Raw genomic sequence first — 15892 nt, forward strand, 5'->3', positions numbered from 1 at the left:
AATTAGAATATTATTCTATAGTCTTTGATATTTCTTTTTTTATGTTTTCAATCGCTTTAGCAGGATTTAAATTTTTAGGGCAAACATGAACACAATTAGTAATAGTATGACACCTATATAATTTAAATGCGTCATTCAATTCCTTTAACCTTTCCTTTTTATTATCATCTCTGCTATCTATTATCCATCTATAAGCTTGTAATAAAGCTGCAGGACCTAAATATTTATCACCATTCCACCAAAAACTAGGGCATGAAGTGGAACAACATGCACATAATATGCAGTCATATAAATCATCTAATTTTGCTCTATCCTCTATAGATTGTAACCTTTCTTTTCCATCCATAGGTTTTTTATCATTTTGTAACCACGGCTTAACACTATGATAATTTTCATAAAAAAGCTTGAGATCAGTTATCAAATCTCTTATTACAGGCATGTGAGGCAAGGGATAAATGACAATCTTTGAAAATTTTTTCATGCTTGTTAGGCATGCCAACTTATTTTGACCATTGATATTCATGGCACAAGAACCACAGATCCCCTCTCGACAAGATCTCCTAAAGGATAAAGTCTGATCAATTTCTTCCTTGATTTGTATAAGACCATCTAAAACCATATTTCCACATTTAGAAGCATCTATGTAAAATACATCTAAAGTTGGATTAGAATCACCAAGTTTATATCTATATATACTTAATTCCTTTAACTTATCATACTTTCTACTTAGGCTCTTTACTACACCCTTTTTTACAACAGAATTTTTTGGCAATGAAAACTTAACCATATAACAACCATCGAAAATACTATTCTTTTATATACCTATTCCAAGCATAAATCAAATGTTCAAAATTTACCCTACTCTTTCTGATTACATTCAATGTGCTCCCAGTTATATCTATAACTGCAGATTCAAAGCCATTTATGTTACAATCGTCAAATATAGTGTAATTCACCAAATCTATAAAATACCTAGATATATTACTACTTTTTATAATGCTATTATCTCCAGATATATTTACGCTAGTAGCTAAAATGGGCTTTTGATAGGCTTTAATGATATTACAACATAATAAATGTTTAGTAATTCTGAATGCAACTCTATCATTAGACACTATAAAAGAATTTTTTCTTATTAATGCAGAACAATTAACTATAAAAGTTATAGAACCTGATAAATTTCGACAAGAGTAATTAATAAAATCCTTCCTATCTTTATCCAAGTCTATTAGATTTTCTATACGAAGTAAACTATCTGTAATTAAGGCAGATACCTTATTATAATTCCTATGCTTTATATTATATAATTTTTTAATTGCATGAATATTATCATAATCACAAGATATTGCATATACAGTATCTGTAGGAAATATAACAACACCTCCAGAAGATAATGCTTTTATTAATTCTTTTATTTGTTCAGCATAATCCATTACAGCATAATTTGCAGAAGCATATTGTCCAAAGCTGGTTTTATAATATTATCCAACATATACTTTTTCTTATAATTATCAATAACAGAGGCAAAATTTGATATATCTATAGAATGTCCTAAATGAGTTAAATAAACTTCACCTTTAAAATTAATTTCTTTTATATGAAACATCACTTGATCCATATCAGCATGACCTGTTGTACCTTTGACATCTAAACACGATATTATAAGAAGTTCAATATTAGATTGCCTTAATATTGAAATACTCTCTTGAGATAAATATTTAAAATCTGTAATGTACGCACATTTTTCAAAAATATAGCCAACAGATTCTATTTCGCCATGATTGTTAACTATAGGAGTGATTTTTAATCCAAATAAATCAAATTTTTTATTCTTTTCTATCAGGTTAAATTTTATTTTTTTACAATTTGGTAATTTTAAAATGTAAGAAAAATTATTGTAAATAATTTTATTAGTTTGAGAATCAGAAAAAATTTTTAGCACTTCATCATCAGATAAATCATCTTTCTTATTCTTTCTAATCAAAGGTATTATATCACCCATACCTCCTATGTGATCAAAATGTGCATGAGTATATAATATTGAGTGTATCTTCTCTAATTTCACTTTTAATAGTTGAAAACGCAAGTCAGGAGAAGTATCAATTAAAATGTTTTTATTATTGTACTGCAGTAAAATAGAAGAACGCATCCGAAAATTTACTGGACTACAACATATGCTACATTTACAACCAAGTACAGGGATACCGACTGAAGGACCAGTTCCCAAAATTGTTATAACAATAGAGGAAGACATATTATGTTTTTATACTGGATAGACAATTAATTATGACGAAAATCATTCCATGCAACCATTATAGCTTCCAGTTTATTCTGGTTACAATATTCAATATCAGAATCAAAAAATTCCATAGAAACTATCATATCTCTCAATTTAGATAAAGTAAGAGAAAAAACATCCTCAACATCAGAATACTTTTCATCCAATCTAGAAACTAGATATAATATATCATCATTACTAATATCTCTAAATTTCATATAAAAAAAGTCACAACAACGATGAGAATGGTACCCACGGGGAGACTTGAACTCCCAAGGTTTATACAACCCACGGATTTTAAGTCCGCTACGTCTACCAATTCCGTCACATGGGTAAAATAAATAAAAAGATATACTAAACCATCTTAGAGAAAAATTCTATAACTAGGTGCATTTCAGACTGAAAGGCATAAGGGACTTCAGAATAATCAGGGTTCCTAAGATAAGTTATTTTTCTTTTCTCTTTATCTATATCCAAATAATCAACAGCAGGTATATTCTTATTATCCACACCTTGCAACACTATCTGGCTATTTTTTTGATTTTCAACTACTTCAACTGAATTACCAGCTTTTAACATATAAGAAGAGCTATTTATAGGTTTGCCATCAACAAGGATATGTTTATGAGACACAGATATTTGAGCAGATCTCATAGTTGGATAAATGCCTGCTCTAAAAAGAACACTTGAAAGCCTGCTTTCTAACAATGCAACTAAATTATCTATTGTATTACCTTTCATTCTTTCAGCCAAAATATATAATTTTTTCAACTGATATTGTTTAATACCATAATGCGTTCTAATAGCCAACTGAGCCGAAAGCTGTCTACCATAATCAGAAGTCTTACGACTTACAGAGTGCCCGTGTACACCAGGTCTATAATTTCTTTTATTAACAGGATCTTTTTGAATTCCCCAGATGTCCAAACCCAATTTTCTACTAACTCTAAAATAACGCCTGAAACGAACAGTCATTAAAACCTCAATTAAATAAATAATTTAAGTAAATAATCTTAGATATTTCACTATATGTCAACACCGTTTTTATTAACCTACATCATTTCTAATGATAAAATGAATTCTTTTTTTTATTTTTATTCATGTTAATCACCGCAAACGCGTTAATTGCCCAAGTCAAAATAAATAAATAGAAAGATAAAGCGTAGGCAGAATAAGTTTCTATAGCCATAAAACCTTGATCTCCTGTTAAAATTGTTGCAATGTGTATTGTCACTGTAGTAAAGGAATTTAATGGATTCCAGCCTAAATGAGGAACAATGCTAGCTAACATTAACACAATCATAGTTTCCCCCAAAGCTCTTGATACTGAGGTTAAAATTGCACTTAATATTCCGTTCATGCATGATGGAAAAACTACTTTAATAAAAGATTCAAATTTAGTAGCTCCTAAAGCCAACGAAGCATAAAAAATCCCATTAGGTGCATGTAAAATTACATTATTAATCAAAGATATAGTAGTTGGCATTAACATTATTGCCATTGTCAGACCTGATAAAAGAGCATTATCTATTGCTATAGAAAATCCTAAATTTGAAAAAAAATAAATAACAGGATTCATCATATAATTAATTGCAAAATAACCGTATACTACTGTTGGAATACCAGCCATTACATTAATCATAATTTGTGCGTATGAACGAATACGATCAGACATATACATGGTCATATATATCGATGTAATAATAGATATAGGAACAGATATTGCTATTGCTATACTAGCAATCATAACAGTTCCAACAATCAGAGGAATAACCCCGAAACAATTGTCAATTATCGTATTATTTTTGATAAAAGGATATAATTTCCAATCTGTATTAAAGAAGAATTCAATAGGAGAAACGTGTGTAAAAAAAATAATCGTTTCATAAGAGATGGAAATAATTATCAGTATAGTTATCATCGAACACACTATAACTGATAAACGCATTGCGTTAATAATAACTACATTCTTTAAAACACAAAACAAAAAAGTTATAAATAACGCAATAGGTAAGGTAATCCATATAATACCGCTAAACTTTACTAATAAAGCTGTCATAGCGATAATAACGAAAAAAAATAAAAGGTTAACGTTATATTTTATTTGCTTTTTAAAATCTTCCATTTTTAACACACTTTAATGTATAATTTGCCTTCTTTCATTATTGTTAGAACGTTAACATATTATCACCATTTTAACACTATGTCTTATACAAACTATGATATTATAATTTCTGGTGCAGGATTTGTAGGTAAGATATTATCAATATCTCTGCAAAAAGCTGGATTTTCTGTTTTATTAATTGATAAAAATAATATCTTTGAAACGCCTGAAGATTTGCGAAGAATTACTATCAGTTTAACTGGTAAAAAAATTCTTGATAACATAGGTTTATGGGATGATCTTGAAAATTATTCTACTCCGATAAATGATATTTTCATTTGTGCAGAAAATTACAGTAGTTTTATCAATTTTGATCATAAAACTTTCTCTGATGAGCCTTTAGGATATGTTATCAAGGGATCTAATATACAAGAGATAGTAACAAAAAAAATACAAAATGTAACAAAAGATACTAATAAACCTATCACCGTTATTGAAAAATCATCTTATAGCAATATAGAATTTAATGGCAGAAAGGTCCATCTAACACTCGATAATGGTCAACAAATCAACTCTTTCATGTTGATATGTTGTGAGGGAAAAAATAGCATCTTAACTAAGAAATATAATATAAAAATTAAATACCATAAATACAGACATTATAGCTTAATATGTGATCTAAAATTAGCTAATAATAAAAAACATAATAATGTAGCATATGAAAATTTTTTTAAAACAGGACCTATAGCACTATTACCCTGTGAAGATAATAAAATGGGATTAATTCTAACATCTGATTATTTGCAAATTAATAATTTAATGAAATCAGATAATCAAGTATTGGTAGATTATCTAAATAAAAAGATAGATTATGAAATTGCAGAAGTAGTTGGAAATAAAATTTCTCATCCTATATCACTTAATTTTAGTTTAAAATATTTTCATGAAAAAATATTATTTATGGGAGATGTAATACATGGAATACATCCAGTTGCTGGACAAGGTCTAAATATATCACTTTACGATATATCATGTTTGATAAATAAGATAAAAATTTTTGGAATAAAAGACAACACCTCTCTCATTGAATTTCAAAAAGAACGCTTAAAGAAAAATCTACTTATGATATCTTTTACTCATTCTGTGTTAAAAATTTTTGAAAGAAAAGAATGTAGTATAAAATATTTGAGAAATTTGGGATTACAGGGAGTTGAAAACTGCTCCACTCTTAAACTATATATGATGAAAAATGCAATGGGCATTGGAAATGATTATTAAGAGTATTAAAATATGTTTTGATGTTTTATAATAGATATTTAGTGATTATATCGTACTATAGTGGTATATTTTATTCGATTTTGTGATCTCTGTGATCCTTTATCAAATCCCATTTAAATTTAACAGGTTTAGTTACAATGGCGAAAAAAGAGACAAATACTGAAAATAGGCTGTTTAATAATTTGATATTAAAAGAACCTGTAGATATAAAAAGCGCTGTTAAAAGAGGCGATTGGTCTGAAACAAATAAGATATTAGAAAAAGGATCAGAATGGATAATAGATGAGATAAAAAAATCTGGATTAAAAGGTAGAGGAGGAGCTGGCTTCCCTACTGGAATGAAGTGGAGTTTTATTCCTAAACCATCTTTTGAAGGTCAACCAATATATTTAGTTGTTAATGCTGATGAATCTGAGCCTGGAACATGTAAGGATCGTGATTTATTAAGATATGAACCCCATAAATTATTAGAAGGTGCTGTTATTGCTGGAAAGGCAATAAATGCGACATGTTGCTATATCTACATTAGAGGAGAATTTTATAATGAAGCTATCGGATTACAAAAAGCGATAGATGAAGCATACAAAGATAAGAAAATCAGCTCTGGTTATAAAATCATAATACATAGAGGTGCGGGTGCTTATATATGTGGAGAAGAAACAGCCTTATTACAATCTATAGAAGGAAAAAGGGGTATGCCAAGGTTAAAACCTCCCTTCCCAGCTCTGATAGGTCTTTTTGGCTATCCTACCGTAATTAATAACGTTGAAACTATTGCATCAGTTCCTGGTATATTAAAAAAAGGTAGTGATTGGTTTGCTAATTTAGGAGTTAAAAATAGCTCTGGTACCAAACTGTTTTGTATATCAGGACATGTCCAAAAACCTTGTGTTATTGAAGAAGAGATGGGTATAAGTCTTAAAACATTAATTGAAAAATATGCTGGAGGAGTAATTGGTGGATGGGATAACCTACTTGCTGTGATACCAGGTGGATCTTCTGTTCCATTAATTCCGAAAGAGGTTTGTGATAATGTAAAAATGGATTTTGATTCTTTAAAAGCTGAAAATACTTCCTTGGGAACGGGTGCTATTATAGTAATGAATAAAGATACTGACATAATAGAAGCGATCGAAAGATTATCTTATTTTTATATGCACGAATCTTGTGGACAATGTACACCATGTAGAGAAGGAACTGGCTGGTTATGGCGAATATTAAATAAAATTCTTAATAAAAATGCCACTTTAAATGATGTGAACAACTTATATGAAATAAGTAAAAAAATTGAAGGAAATACAATATGTGCATTAGGAGATGCAGCAGCTTGGCCAGTACAAGGATTAGTTAGACATTTTAAACCGGAACTAGAAAAAAGAGTAGGGAAAAAATCTCTATCGCATGATAAGTAAAAATTACTCTGAATTAACAACCTTAGTTATCATTTCTATAGTTTGTTTTTTGCCATAAAATTCACAGAATGAACCCATTCTAGGGCCTGTTTCACTACCTAATAAAATTTTATAAATTTGTTTAAAAAAATCTTTCATATTATCTTTTGTGTAACCTATTTTTTTCCCCATAGAATAAAATATATTTTGTATATTATCAGCCTTATATTCTTCTAGGTTTATTAGTTCATCTTTTAATAGCAATAACATTTGTTGAAAATTTACATCAGGTTTTATATATTCTTTCTTATTTTTTATGAAATCATTATAATAATTCATAGCTGATTTTATCATTTTAGTTAATAAAATCTTCTCTGAATCAGAATATCCATATTTTTCTATAAAATTCCATAAAATGCTTTCCTTCTCTGGATTACATGCTTTAGCGAGATTCAGCAGCATAGAAAAAGTGACATTCTTATTTTTATAAGTAGGTATTTTATTATCATCATAGTATAGATACCATACGGGATTCGAAACATCTCCAAATTTATAATTACATAGATACTTTAAATACTCATCAGTAATATTTGGTATTAACTGCAAAGATAACCTCTTTGCACGTTGAGGATTTTGATACATATAAAAAGATAAGCTATCAGAAGTTGAATATCGTAGCCATTCTTCTATTGCTAAACCGTTTCCTTTAGATTTTGATATCTTTTTTCCATATTGGTCTAAAAATAACTCATATTGATATAACTCTGGTTTTTTTCTTCCTAATAATAGACATATTTTTGAAGATAAAAATGCCGAAGGCTGCAAATCTTTACCGTGCATTTCATAATCAACCTTTAAAGAAGACCAACGCATTCCCCAGTCAGGTTTCCATTGCAATTTGCACATTCCATCAGTTATTTTTGTTGTTTTAATAGAACCGTTATCATCATAATAATCAATGGTACCATCTTTTACATTATGCGATGCAACACCTGTTTGCAAAACTTTTCCTGTAATTTCACAAATAGGTAAAAAAGGACTGTAATTTTTTTTTCGTTCTTCTCCTAAGCTTGGCAACATAATCTGCATGATGGCGTCGTATTTTTCCAATGCCAATAGTAATTTTTCATTATAATAGCCACTACGATAAAATTTACTAGAACTCACAAATTCAAAATTAATATCTAAAAAACGATTGGCAAAATCAATAAGCTTTGCATTCATATGCTCAGCAAAATTACCATATTCTTCAAATGGATCTGGAATATCTATGAGCGGTTTCCCCAAATTTTTTATCATCAATTGATGATTGGGAACATTATCTGGAACTTTACGCAAGCCATCCATATCATCAGATACAATTTTTAATACACACTTAAGGCTATTATCTTGCGTTAAATGCTGGAAAGCTTTAATTACCATTTCAGTACGCTTGATTTCACCAAAAGTTCCAATATGAGGCAGACCTGAAGGACCAAATCCAGTAGAAAAAACAACCTCTTTTTGACCTGTTTTTTCTATTCTTTTTAAGATTTTTTCTGCTTCTTTAAAAGCCCATGTGCTTGACATAATCAATTTTAAACCAGTTATTATATATAATGATGAGATTACTAATTATAAATAATCTTAGCAGTTTTATAAAGCATCTAATTTTTCTTTAAAATCCATTAAATAAGCAAATATTGCCTGCCTTATATAAACAGAATTGCTAACTTGATCTAATATATTACTTTTATGTTTAACTATTTCAGAACTAATTTCCATTTCTTTATTGATAGGTCCTGGATGCAATATTTTTAAATCTGTATTTTGACTATAAGCTATAGAAGAATAATCCAATCTGAATTTCTTTATGTAATCCAGTTCATTAAATAATTTCATAGTATCATCTGATAACCTCTCTTTTTGTATTCTTAGCATCAAAATTGCATCCAAATTTTCTGATTCAAAAGCTGATTGCAAAGAATGATATATCTTTTCATTTTTACTGCATCTTTTTAATTTTATATATTCAGATTTATCTGGAAAAAAATATTTTGGAGCTATTAATACAGGTTTTATATTAAATTTTGACATTAACATGATATTTGATCGTGCTACCCTACTATGGCCAATATCACCGCAAATAGCAATATTTAATCTTGGAAAATCTCTATCGAGAAATAATTCTTGCAGTGTAAAAAAATCTATTAAAGCTTGTGTAGGATGTGAAAATATTGATTCACCAGCATTGATAATCTTACATCCTGTATTATTTTTGATTGCAAAATCTATGATGTTCTTATTTCCACTTCTAATAATCATGAATTCTGGCTTCATAGCCAATATATTTAATATAGTGTCTTCTAAATCTTCATGTTTATTTAAAGATGAATTGTTTGAGTTGAAAACAATCACATGAGAACCCAATCTCTTAGCTGCCATTTCAAATGATACAACGGTTCTTGTGGAATTTTCAAAAAAAAGTATAGCTGTAACTTTATCTTCTAGTATCTTATTACCAATACCTTTTATTTTGTAATATTTTGCATATTCAAATATTTGATTGATATCAGACCTGCTTAAAGATTCAATATCTCTTAAATTTTTCATTTAGATAATATCTAGAAATTTTCTTCATATTAATTATACTGTTATATCTCAAAAGAAAAATAATCAAAGTAAAAATTAAATGGGATATCAAGAATAAAAATAAAGGGAAAAGCATTGAATAATCTAGTGCTATGCCCTCTTTACGCATAAAACTAGAAGGTTGATGCAAAGTAGCCCACATATTAACTGAAAATTTTATAATGGGTATATTAATGCACCCTAAGACATTAAGTATTGCAGCTACTTTAGAATAAAATATTGAATCTTCCCAAAGCAATATATAAGCTAAATATAAAAACATTAAAATTAACACTGAAGTTAACCTTGGATCCCATACCCACCATGAACCCCAAGTATTTTTACCCCATATACTACCCGTGATTATGCATATGAAACAAAAAAAGGCACCTATATGAGATAGAGAAAACGCATAAATCGAAAAATATTTATTGTTAGATATAATATAACCAGCACTAAAAAATGACATTAGTACGTATATAAAAATAGATAGCCAAGCTGATGGAATATGAAGATATATTATTTTTGATATATTACCTTGTAAATAATCTTCTTCACAAAAATTAAATACAAAATATGTAGCAAATAAAAAAATTATACAAAATATAATAAAAATAATAGATAAATACCTATTATTTAACACCAATAAAAAATTATTTAGCCGGATCATATATATATACCTGTTGCTTATTAGCATCCTCTTGTTTTAAGAATTCTGATAACGCATTTAGCACATTTTTCACGCCTTTAGAAAAAGAGACAGTATAAATTTCAATATCATTATTTATTTTGTTTAATTCATCTATTAGGCTATTTATCTCTGTTATATCTTTTAAATCACATTTTGTTAAGACAGTTATCATTTTTCTTTCTAAGAGAGATGCATTATATTTTTTTAATTCTCTTATAACAACACTATAATTGCTAATAACATTTGGATCTGCAGCGTCTATAAAATGGATAAATATCTTACATCTTTCAATATGTTTCAAAAATTTTTTACCCAACCCCTTTCCTTCAAACGCATCCTCTATTATTCCAGGAATATCAGCAATAAGAAAATCTTGATCGTTACATTCTGCTATCCCTAAATTAGGTTCTAATGTTGTAAAAGGATAATCTGCTATTTTTGGTTTTGTGTTAGTAGAATTAGATAAAAAAGTAGATTTTCCAACGTTAGGAAGACCAATTAAACCAACATCAGCAATTAATTTTAACTTTAATTTCAGCCATTTTTCTTCCCCTTTTAAGCCACTAATTGCATTTTTAGGTGATTGATTAATAGAATTCTTAAAGCAGAAATTACCAGCACCGCCTTTACCGCCTTTAGCTAAGGTAAATTTTTGATCTTCGGTAACCAAATCAAGTAATAATTCGTCACTTTCATTAAATATTTGAGTTCCCACAGGCAAAAATATTTTCATATCTTTCCCTTTAGCTCCAAATTTTCTACGTCTTTGTCCATTTGAGCCATTTGAAGCTAGAACATGCTGATGATAACGCATATGCAAGAGAGTATTTTTATTTCTTGTAGCAATACAAATAACATCTCCTCCCTCTCCTCCATTGCCACCGTCTGGGCCGCCAAACTCTATAAATTTCTCTCGTCGAAAAGTAGCCGCTCCATTGCCACCATCACCAGCTTTTATATATATTTTTATTTCATCTATGAAGCTCACGAATAATCACTGATATAAAATATATTAAGATAATAATTATACAATTTAATATACTTATATAATAGAGTATTAATCTTTTTCAATTTTTATAAATTGAAATGTAATTTTTCATTTACATCCATATTTACACTTATATTTGAAATTTTTTTATTCTCTTTAATTAATTTTTTTGCTAAATCAATTAATATATTTTGCTCTATAAAACGCTGTACATTTCTTACACCATATTTATTATCATGAAAGCCTTTATCTATAATATATTGTACAATATTATCATCAAAATATATTTTAAGAGATTTATTTCCAACGCTATCAGAAATATTATTAAGAAGTTTTAATACTATATCTTTTCTAACATCTTTTGTTATAGGATTGAAAAACAATTGTAAATCTATTCTACTTAAGAATTCGGGTAAAAATAAGTTTTTGATATCATTTTTATTGTAACAAGAATCACTATCTTTATCTTTATCGAAACCTATATTATCTTCTGAAAAATTATTACTACCAGTATTAGTTGTCAATATTATAATAGTATTTCTAAAATTCACTTTTCTAGAGTTAGTATCAGTTAAATATCCATAATCCATTATCTGAAGTAAAATATTATAAACATCTTTATGCGCTTTTTCCATTTCATCAAATAATACTATGCTATATGGATATCTATTTACTGCATCAGTAAGCATGCCCCCGCTCTCAAAGCCAACATATCCAGGAGGAGAGCCAATCATACGAGAGATTGAATGAGATTCTGAATACTCAGACATATCAAATCTTAAGAATTTCATAAATAAATGCTTAGACAATATTTTTGCTATTTCTGTTTTACCAACACCTGTAGGTCCAATAAACATATAACAACCCTTTGGTTTTTTTCTCTCTATTAAACCAGAACCAGAAACAAAAATATGATCTAATAATTTATTAATCACTTGATCTTGTCCATATATTTCACCACGTAACGACTTTTCTAGATCTTCCATTACAGTAGAAAAATTCTTAGATAATTCATTATTGGGTATTTTACTACATAAGGAAACTACCTTTTTTATATCTGTTGTATTAATAAATTTAGATTTATTAAATTTATTATTATTCCTTCTAACATTAAAATAAGAACCTGCTTCATCCATTAAATCTATTGCTTTATCAGGCAACATTTTATTGTTTATATATCTCTTTGAAAGATTCACTATTTCTCTGATAGAATGGTCAGAATAAACCACTTTATGATAATTTTCATAGTATACTTTGATACCTCGCAATATTTTCATTGTATCATCTATACTACTTTCTTCTATATCAATTCTTTGAAATCTTCTGGATAAAGCTGGGTCTTTATCAAAATTATTGACATACTCTTTATGAGTAGTAGCGCCTATACATCTTATTTCTCCCCTAGATAAAACAGGTTTTAAAAGATTTCCAGCATCTATGGTACCATTACTTGTAGCCCCTGCGCCCACTATTGTATGTATTTCATCAATAAATAACACTATATTTTTATTATTACTGATCTCTTTTATCAAAGATTTAATTCTTTCTTCAAAATCTCCTCTATATCTAGTTCCTGCAATCAACGAACCAACGTCCAATGAATATATAACTATATCTTTTAATAAATCAGGTATAGTTTTTTGCACTATTTTTAATGCTAATCCTTCTGCTATTGCAGTTTTTCCTACGCCAGGGTCTCCAACATATAAAGGATTGTTTTTATTTCTCCTCATTAAGATGTCTATTGTTCGCTCTATTTCATCTTCTCTACACAAGACTTTATCTATCTTTCCCTTTGTAGCCTTTTGATTTAAATTGACACAATATTCATTCAATATAGATAAATTATCTTTCTTTTTTGCTGTACTACTATCAATCAAATGATAATCCGTATTTATACTAATATTAGAATTGCTGTTTCTACCTTCAACACCCTCAATAAATTCAACATTCGACAATAATTTATATATTTGTTTCATAAAATTGAATTCTTGTTCTTTAATAAATCCAATGCTATGACATTCATCTTGAAATATTATTTCTAAAAATAAATATGTAAGTGGTAATGAAATATCATCGTCATCGTCATCATTATTATTTCCACCTATAATATTGCTCTCTTGTCCTCTGATTCCAAAATTATGCAATCTATTAATTATATTTTGCACAGCTATTGTGGGTTGAATATCTAATCTAGAATTTGAGACTATCGAAGACATCTCAGGGCTTTCCAGAAAATCTGAAATTTTTTGCCGTAACAATACAACATTGACATTGGATTTGATTAAAAGCGAAGATATTTCTTTCTCATCCAAAAGTGATAATAATAAGTGATCAAGACAAATATAACTATGTCTTAAATTTTTAGCTATAGAAAAAGCTCTTTGTAAAACGCTCTCAATATTATTATTCATCATATAAAAGAAAAATTATTAAAAAAATCAAAAATAGAAAAAGAAACAATTCACAGTATTTTTTTCAAAGAAACATCTATTTTAAAACTATTTTTTAAAGAATAATCTAATATTTCTGCCATCTTAGTTTCTGCAATATCTTTTGTGTATTGAGAAAATGTTATGCTACCTTTTTCCTTTAAAAAGAGAAATAAATTGCTAATTTTAGAAACATCTTGAGGGAAAGATCCTTCTACAACTTTATGAAAAATATCATAAGATAAGGAATCATCATCTATCATCACTATTCCATAGAATGATGGAATGCATATACTATTACTTAAAATGTTACAATTGTTACTATTAGAAGGCCATGTAAAAAACTGTCTATCTTTACTCACTATTCTCCTCTGCAAAAATAAGAATATACTACTTATGTACTTGTTTAATCGTAACAGATAAGAATTAAAAATATATTGAGAAAAACTAGACTATAATTTTTACAATTGAGCTAAATTTGAACCAAAGTATGCTCTTTAATTGTATAAACTCTATCTGCAAAGGATTTATATGATTCGTCGTGTGTAACAATAATTAAAGTACATTTAAATTTTTTGCAAGATTCAGTTAATAATTTGAAAACATTAGCAGCATTTTGTGGGTCAAGATTAGCTGTTGGTTCATCTGCTAATAATAAAGAAGGATATTTCATTAAAGCTCTAACAATAGCTATTCTCTGCTTTTCACCTGTAGATAAAGAATCTATTTTTCTTCCTAATATTTTTTTTATTCCAAAAAGAGTAGCTAAATAATCTAAATCAGATGAAAAATTTACATTTGTCTTTTTACTTATGATATATGGTATTAATATGTTCTTATATGAAGACATATTTTTAATGAGATTGTGTTCTTGATGTATGAAACTTATGTGCATTTTTCTAATTCGACTACGAGTTATTTTGTTATAAGTACAATTTTCACCGAAAAGGTAAATTTCTCCAGACAGAGGGATATCTAACAACCCCAATAAATTTAATAGAGTAGTTTTACCTGTTCCAGAGGGAGATAATAAAAAGATTATCTCACCAGAAGAAATTTTCAAATTTATATTTTTTAATACACATATCTCAGAATTATTATCACAATAATTTTGAGATAAATTTAATACCTCAAGCATTACTTATTTTTAGATATCATCGCACATTCTTTAAAATTATTGTTAATATTGTCTATTAAATTAAAATATCCATCATTATTATCATCAGATAATATAACGCCAAATATATCATTATCCACAATTTTCACATCCGCAGATTTTAAATTTAAGATATCCACTATATCTTGTCCTTGATCATTAAAAACGCATTGAATATCTTTATTTTTGATATGTTGAAATAACTTTATAAAATCTCTTGTAGATAATAAATTATGATTGTTATCTATAAATATAAATAACGGAGATGAAATATTAAAATTATCAGTAAAATATCTTAAAGAATCATGATAAATAGCATATTTTATATCTCCTTTTTTTGACCAAAAGTCCCTAATATCGTCATTTTGTTCGATTAATTTCTTTTTGAAATTTTTATAATTTTTTTTATAAATTTTTGCTTTATAAGGATATATAGCTGATAATTTATCTTTTAATGCATTGGCAATTTTTATTCCATTTTTAGGAATAATCCAAAAATGAGAATCTATAGCATTATTCAAACTGTTATCACTATTGTATATATTTTGCAAATAAACATATTGTGATAAATCCAGTAATTCAGCTTTACTATTTACAAAAATATCATAAAATTTTGCATCTATTTCAGAGCTAGAAAAAATTATCAAATCACTATCATTAATTAATTTTAAATCAGATGGTTTTACTTGGATAAAGTGACTATCTATTTCATTACTCTTGTATAAATAATCTAAATCACTACTTAGTTCAGTTTTTTCTGAGCCGTGTATTATATATCTAGCTATAAAATAAAAAGGTTTATTTGTGGTAAGTATTTTATATTTTGAATCACGATCCGATTGATCAGTAAAAAACCATTTATTTGAACTAAATATCCAAATAAAAATAGATAAAAAAATAGCTACAACAACAGTTGTAATAGCAATTAGTAAAAAAATATTCTTAGGTATCTTCATTGCGAAAA

General features: G+C 27.8%; 16 protein-coding genes and 1 tRNA gene. 2 read left to right on the forward strand and 15 right to left on the reverse strand.

Annotation, left to right across the window (positions count from 1 at the left end):
• Nucleotides 1-10: 10 nt before the first annotated feature.
• From GUI12_02710 to GUI12_02740, 7 genes are all read right to left on the reverse strand, one after another.
• Complete coding sequence (locus GUI12_02710; protein ID UAT43053.1) at nt 11-787, reverse strand: succinate dehydrogenase iron-sulfur subunit; 777 nt, start codon at nt 785-787, stop codon at nt 11-13.
• 19 nt (nt 788-806) lie between these two features.
• Complete coding sequence (locus GUI12_02715) at nt 807-1433, reverse strand: threonylcarbamoyl-AMP synthase (protein UAT43054.1); 627 nt, start codon at nt 1431-1433, stop codon at nt 807-809.
• Complete coding sequence (locus GUI12_02720; protein UAT43055.1) at nt 1433-2254, reverse strand: MBL fold metallo-hydrolase; 822 nt, start codon at nt 2252-2254, stop codon at nt 1433-1435. The genes GUI12_02715 and GUI12_02720 overlap by 1 nt, the downstream gene beginning before the upstream one ends.
• A 26-nt stretch (nt 2255-2280) precedes the next feature.
• Complete coding sequence (locus tag GUI12_02725; GenBank protein ID UAT43056.1) at nt 2281-2496, reverse strand: Fe-S assembly protein IscX; 216 nt, start codon at nt 2494-2496, stop codon at nt 2281-2283.
• Nucleotides 2497-2524: 28 nt separating this feature from the next.
• Nucleotides 2525-2612: transfer RNA gene (locus GUI12_02730), tRNA-Leu, on the reverse strand.
• Between the two features lie 20 nt (nt 2613-2632).
• A complete protein-coding gene (gene rpsD, locus GUI12_02735) occupies nt 2633-3253 on the reverse strand; it encodes a 30S ribosomal protein S4 (GenBank protein UAT43057.1) in 621 nt (206 codons plus the stop codon).
• A gap of 88 nt (nt 3254-3341) precedes the next feature.
• Complete coding sequence (locus tag GUI12_02740) at nt 3342-4403, reverse strand: ABC transporter permease subunit (GenBank protein ID UAT43058.1); 1062 nt, start codon at nt 4401-4403, stop codon at nt 3342-3344.
• Nucleotides 4404-4481: 78 nt separating this feature from the next.
• Between GUI12_02740 and GUI12_02745 the strand changes: the two genes are divergently transcribed.
• Both GUI12_02745 and nuoF read left to right on the forward strand, forming a co-directional pair.
• On the forward strand, nt 4482-5660 hold the full coding sequence (locus GUI12_02745) for a hypothetical protein (GenBank protein ID UAT43059.1): 1179 nt from the start codon (nt 4482-4484) through the stop codon (nt 5658-5660).
• Between the two features lie 137 nt (nt 5661-5797).
• Nucleotides 5798-7072, forward strand: coding sequence for an NADH-quinone oxidoreductase subunit NuoF (gene nuoF / locus GUI12_02750; GenBank protein ID UAT43060.1), 1275 nt, complete (start codon nt 5798-5800; stop codon nt 7070-7072).
• Nucleotides 7073-7075: 3 nt separating this feature from the next.
• On the opposite strand, the gene GUI12_02755 is transcribed toward nuoF, so the two are convergent.
• The 8 genes from GUI12_02755 to GUI12_02790 all read right to left on the reverse strand — a co-directional run bounded on the left by GUI12_02755 (nt 7076) and on the right by GUI12_02790 (nt 15884).
• The gene (locus tag GUI12_02755) at nt 7076-8620 is read right to left on the reverse strand and encodes a lysine--tRNA ligase (GenBank protein UAT43061.1); all 1545 of its coding nucleotides are present in this window, start codon (nt 8618-8620) and stop codon (nt 7076-7078) included.
• A gap of 66 nt (nt 8621-8686) precedes the next feature.
• Nucleotides 8687-9643: an aspartate carbamoyltransferase catalytic subunit gene (locus GUI12_02760; protein UAT43062.1), complete on the reverse strand. Its 957-nt coding sequence runs from the start codon at nt 9641-9643 to the stop codon at nt 8687-8689.
• Nucleotides 9621-10331 (reverse strand): cytochrome c biogenesis protein CcsA, encoded by a 711-nt coding sequence (ccsA, locus tag GUI12_02765; protein UAT43063.1) that lies wholly within the window; start codon nt 10329-10331, stop codon nt 9621-9623. The genes GUI12_02760 and ccsA overlap by 23 nt, the downstream gene beginning before the upstream one ends.
• Nucleotides 10315-11340 carry a GTPase ObgE gene (gene obgE, locus GUI12_02770; protein UAT43064.1) on the reverse strand — a complete coding sequence of 342 codons (1026 nt, stop codon included), beginning with the start codon at nt 11338-11340 and terminating at the stop codon, nt 10315-10317. The genes ccsA and obgE overlap by 17 nt, the downstream gene beginning before the upstream one ends.
• Nucleotides 11341-11426: 86 nt before the next feature.
• Nucleotides 11427-13754 carry an AAA domain-containing protein gene (locus GUI12_02775; GenBank protein UAT43065.1) on the reverse strand — a complete coding sequence of 776 codons (2328 nt, stop codon included), beginning with the start codon at nt 13752-13754 and terminating at the stop codon, nt 11427-11429.
• Between the two features lie 50 nt (nt 13755-13804).
• Nucleotides 13805-14134, reverse strand: coding sequence for a hypothetical protein (locus GUI12_02780; GenBank protein ID UAT43066.1), 330 nt, complete (start codon nt 14132-14134; stop codon nt 13805-13807).
• A 110-nt stretch (nt 14135-14244) separates the two neighbouring features.
• On the reverse strand, nt 14245-14910 hold the full coding sequence (locus GUI12_02785; protein ID UAT43067.1) for an ATP-binding cassette domain-containing protein: 666 nt from the start codon (nt 14908-14910) through the stop codon (nt 14245-14247).
• Nucleotides 14910-15884 carry a zinc ABC transporter substrate-binding protein gene (locus GUI12_02790; protein ID UAT43068.1) on the reverse strand — a complete coding sequence of 325 codons (975 nt, stop codon included), beginning with the start codon at nt 15882-15884 and terminating at the stop codon, nt 14910-14912. Before GUI12_02790 ends, GUI12_02785 begins: the two co-directional genes overlap by 1 nt.
• Nucleotides 15885-15892 lie beyond the last annotated feature (8 nt).

This window comes from Anaplasmataceae bacterium AB001_6, assembly GCA_020002265.1.
In the GTDB taxonomy this organism is placed as follows: Bacteria; Pseudomonadota; Alphaproteobacteria; order Rickettsiales; family Anaplasmataceae; genus AB001-6.

What these genes read in the sequence shown, in the direction of transcription:
- GUI12_02725 (UAT43056.1), bottom strand. Translation starts at nt 2,496, where the DNA reads ATGAAATTTAGAGATATTAGTAATGATGATATATTATATCTAGTTTCT.
- GUI12_02775 (UAT43065.1), bottom strand. Translation starts at nt 13,754, where the DNA reads ATGAATAATAATATTGAGAGCGTTTTACAAAGAGCTTTTTCTATAGCT.
- GUI12_02745 (UAT43059.1), top strand. Translation starts at nt 4,482, where the DNA reads ATGTCTTATACAAACTATGATATTATAATTTCTGGTGCAGGATTTGTA.
- rpsD (UAT43057.1), bottom strand. Translation starts at nt 3,253, where the DNA reads ATGACTGTTCGTTTCAGGCGTTATTTTAGAGTTAGTAGAAAATTGGGT.
- GUI12_02710 (UAT43053.1), bottom strand. Translation starts at nt 787, where the DNA reads ATGGTTAAGTTTTCATTGCCAAAAAATTCTGTTGTAAAAAAGGGTGTA.
- GUI12_02715 (UAT43054.1), bottom strand. Translation starts at nt 1,433, where the DNA reads ATGGATTATGCTGAACAAATAAAAGAATTAATAAAAGCATTATCTTCT.
- GUI12_02790 (UAT43068.1), bottom strand. Translation starts at nt 15,884, where the DNA reads ATGAAGATACCTAAGAATATTTTTTTACTAATTGCTATTACAACTGTT.
- GUI12_02760 (UAT43062.1), bottom strand. Translation starts at nt 9,643, where the DNA reads ATGAAAAATTTAAGAGATATTGAATCTTTAAGCAGGTCTGATATCAAT.
- GUI12_02785 (UAT43067.1), bottom strand. Translation starts at nt 14,910, where the DNA reads ATGCTTGAGGTATTAAATTTATCTCAAAATTATTGTGATAATAATTCT.
- GUI12_02720 (UAT43055.1), bottom strand. Translation starts at nt 2,254, where the DNA reads ATGTCTTCCTCTATTGTTATAACAATTTTGGGAACTGGTCCTTCAGTC.
- nuoF (UAT43060.1), top strand. Translation starts at nt 5,798, where the DNA reads ATGGCGAAAAAAGAGACAAATACTGAAAATAGGCTGTTTAATAATTTG.
- ccsA (UAT43063.1), bottom strand. Translation starts at nt 10,331, where the DNA reads ATGATCCGGCTAAATAATTTTTTATTGGTGTTAAATAATAGGTATTTA.
- GUI12_02755 (UAT43061.1), bottom strand. Translation starts at nt 8,620, where the DNA reads ATGTCAAGCACATGGGCTTTTAAAGAAGCAGAAAAAATCTTAAAAAGA.
- GUI12_02740 (UAT43058.1), bottom strand. Translation starts at nt 4,403, where the DNA reads ATGGAAGATTTTAAAAAGCAAATAAAATATAACGTTAACCTTTTATTT.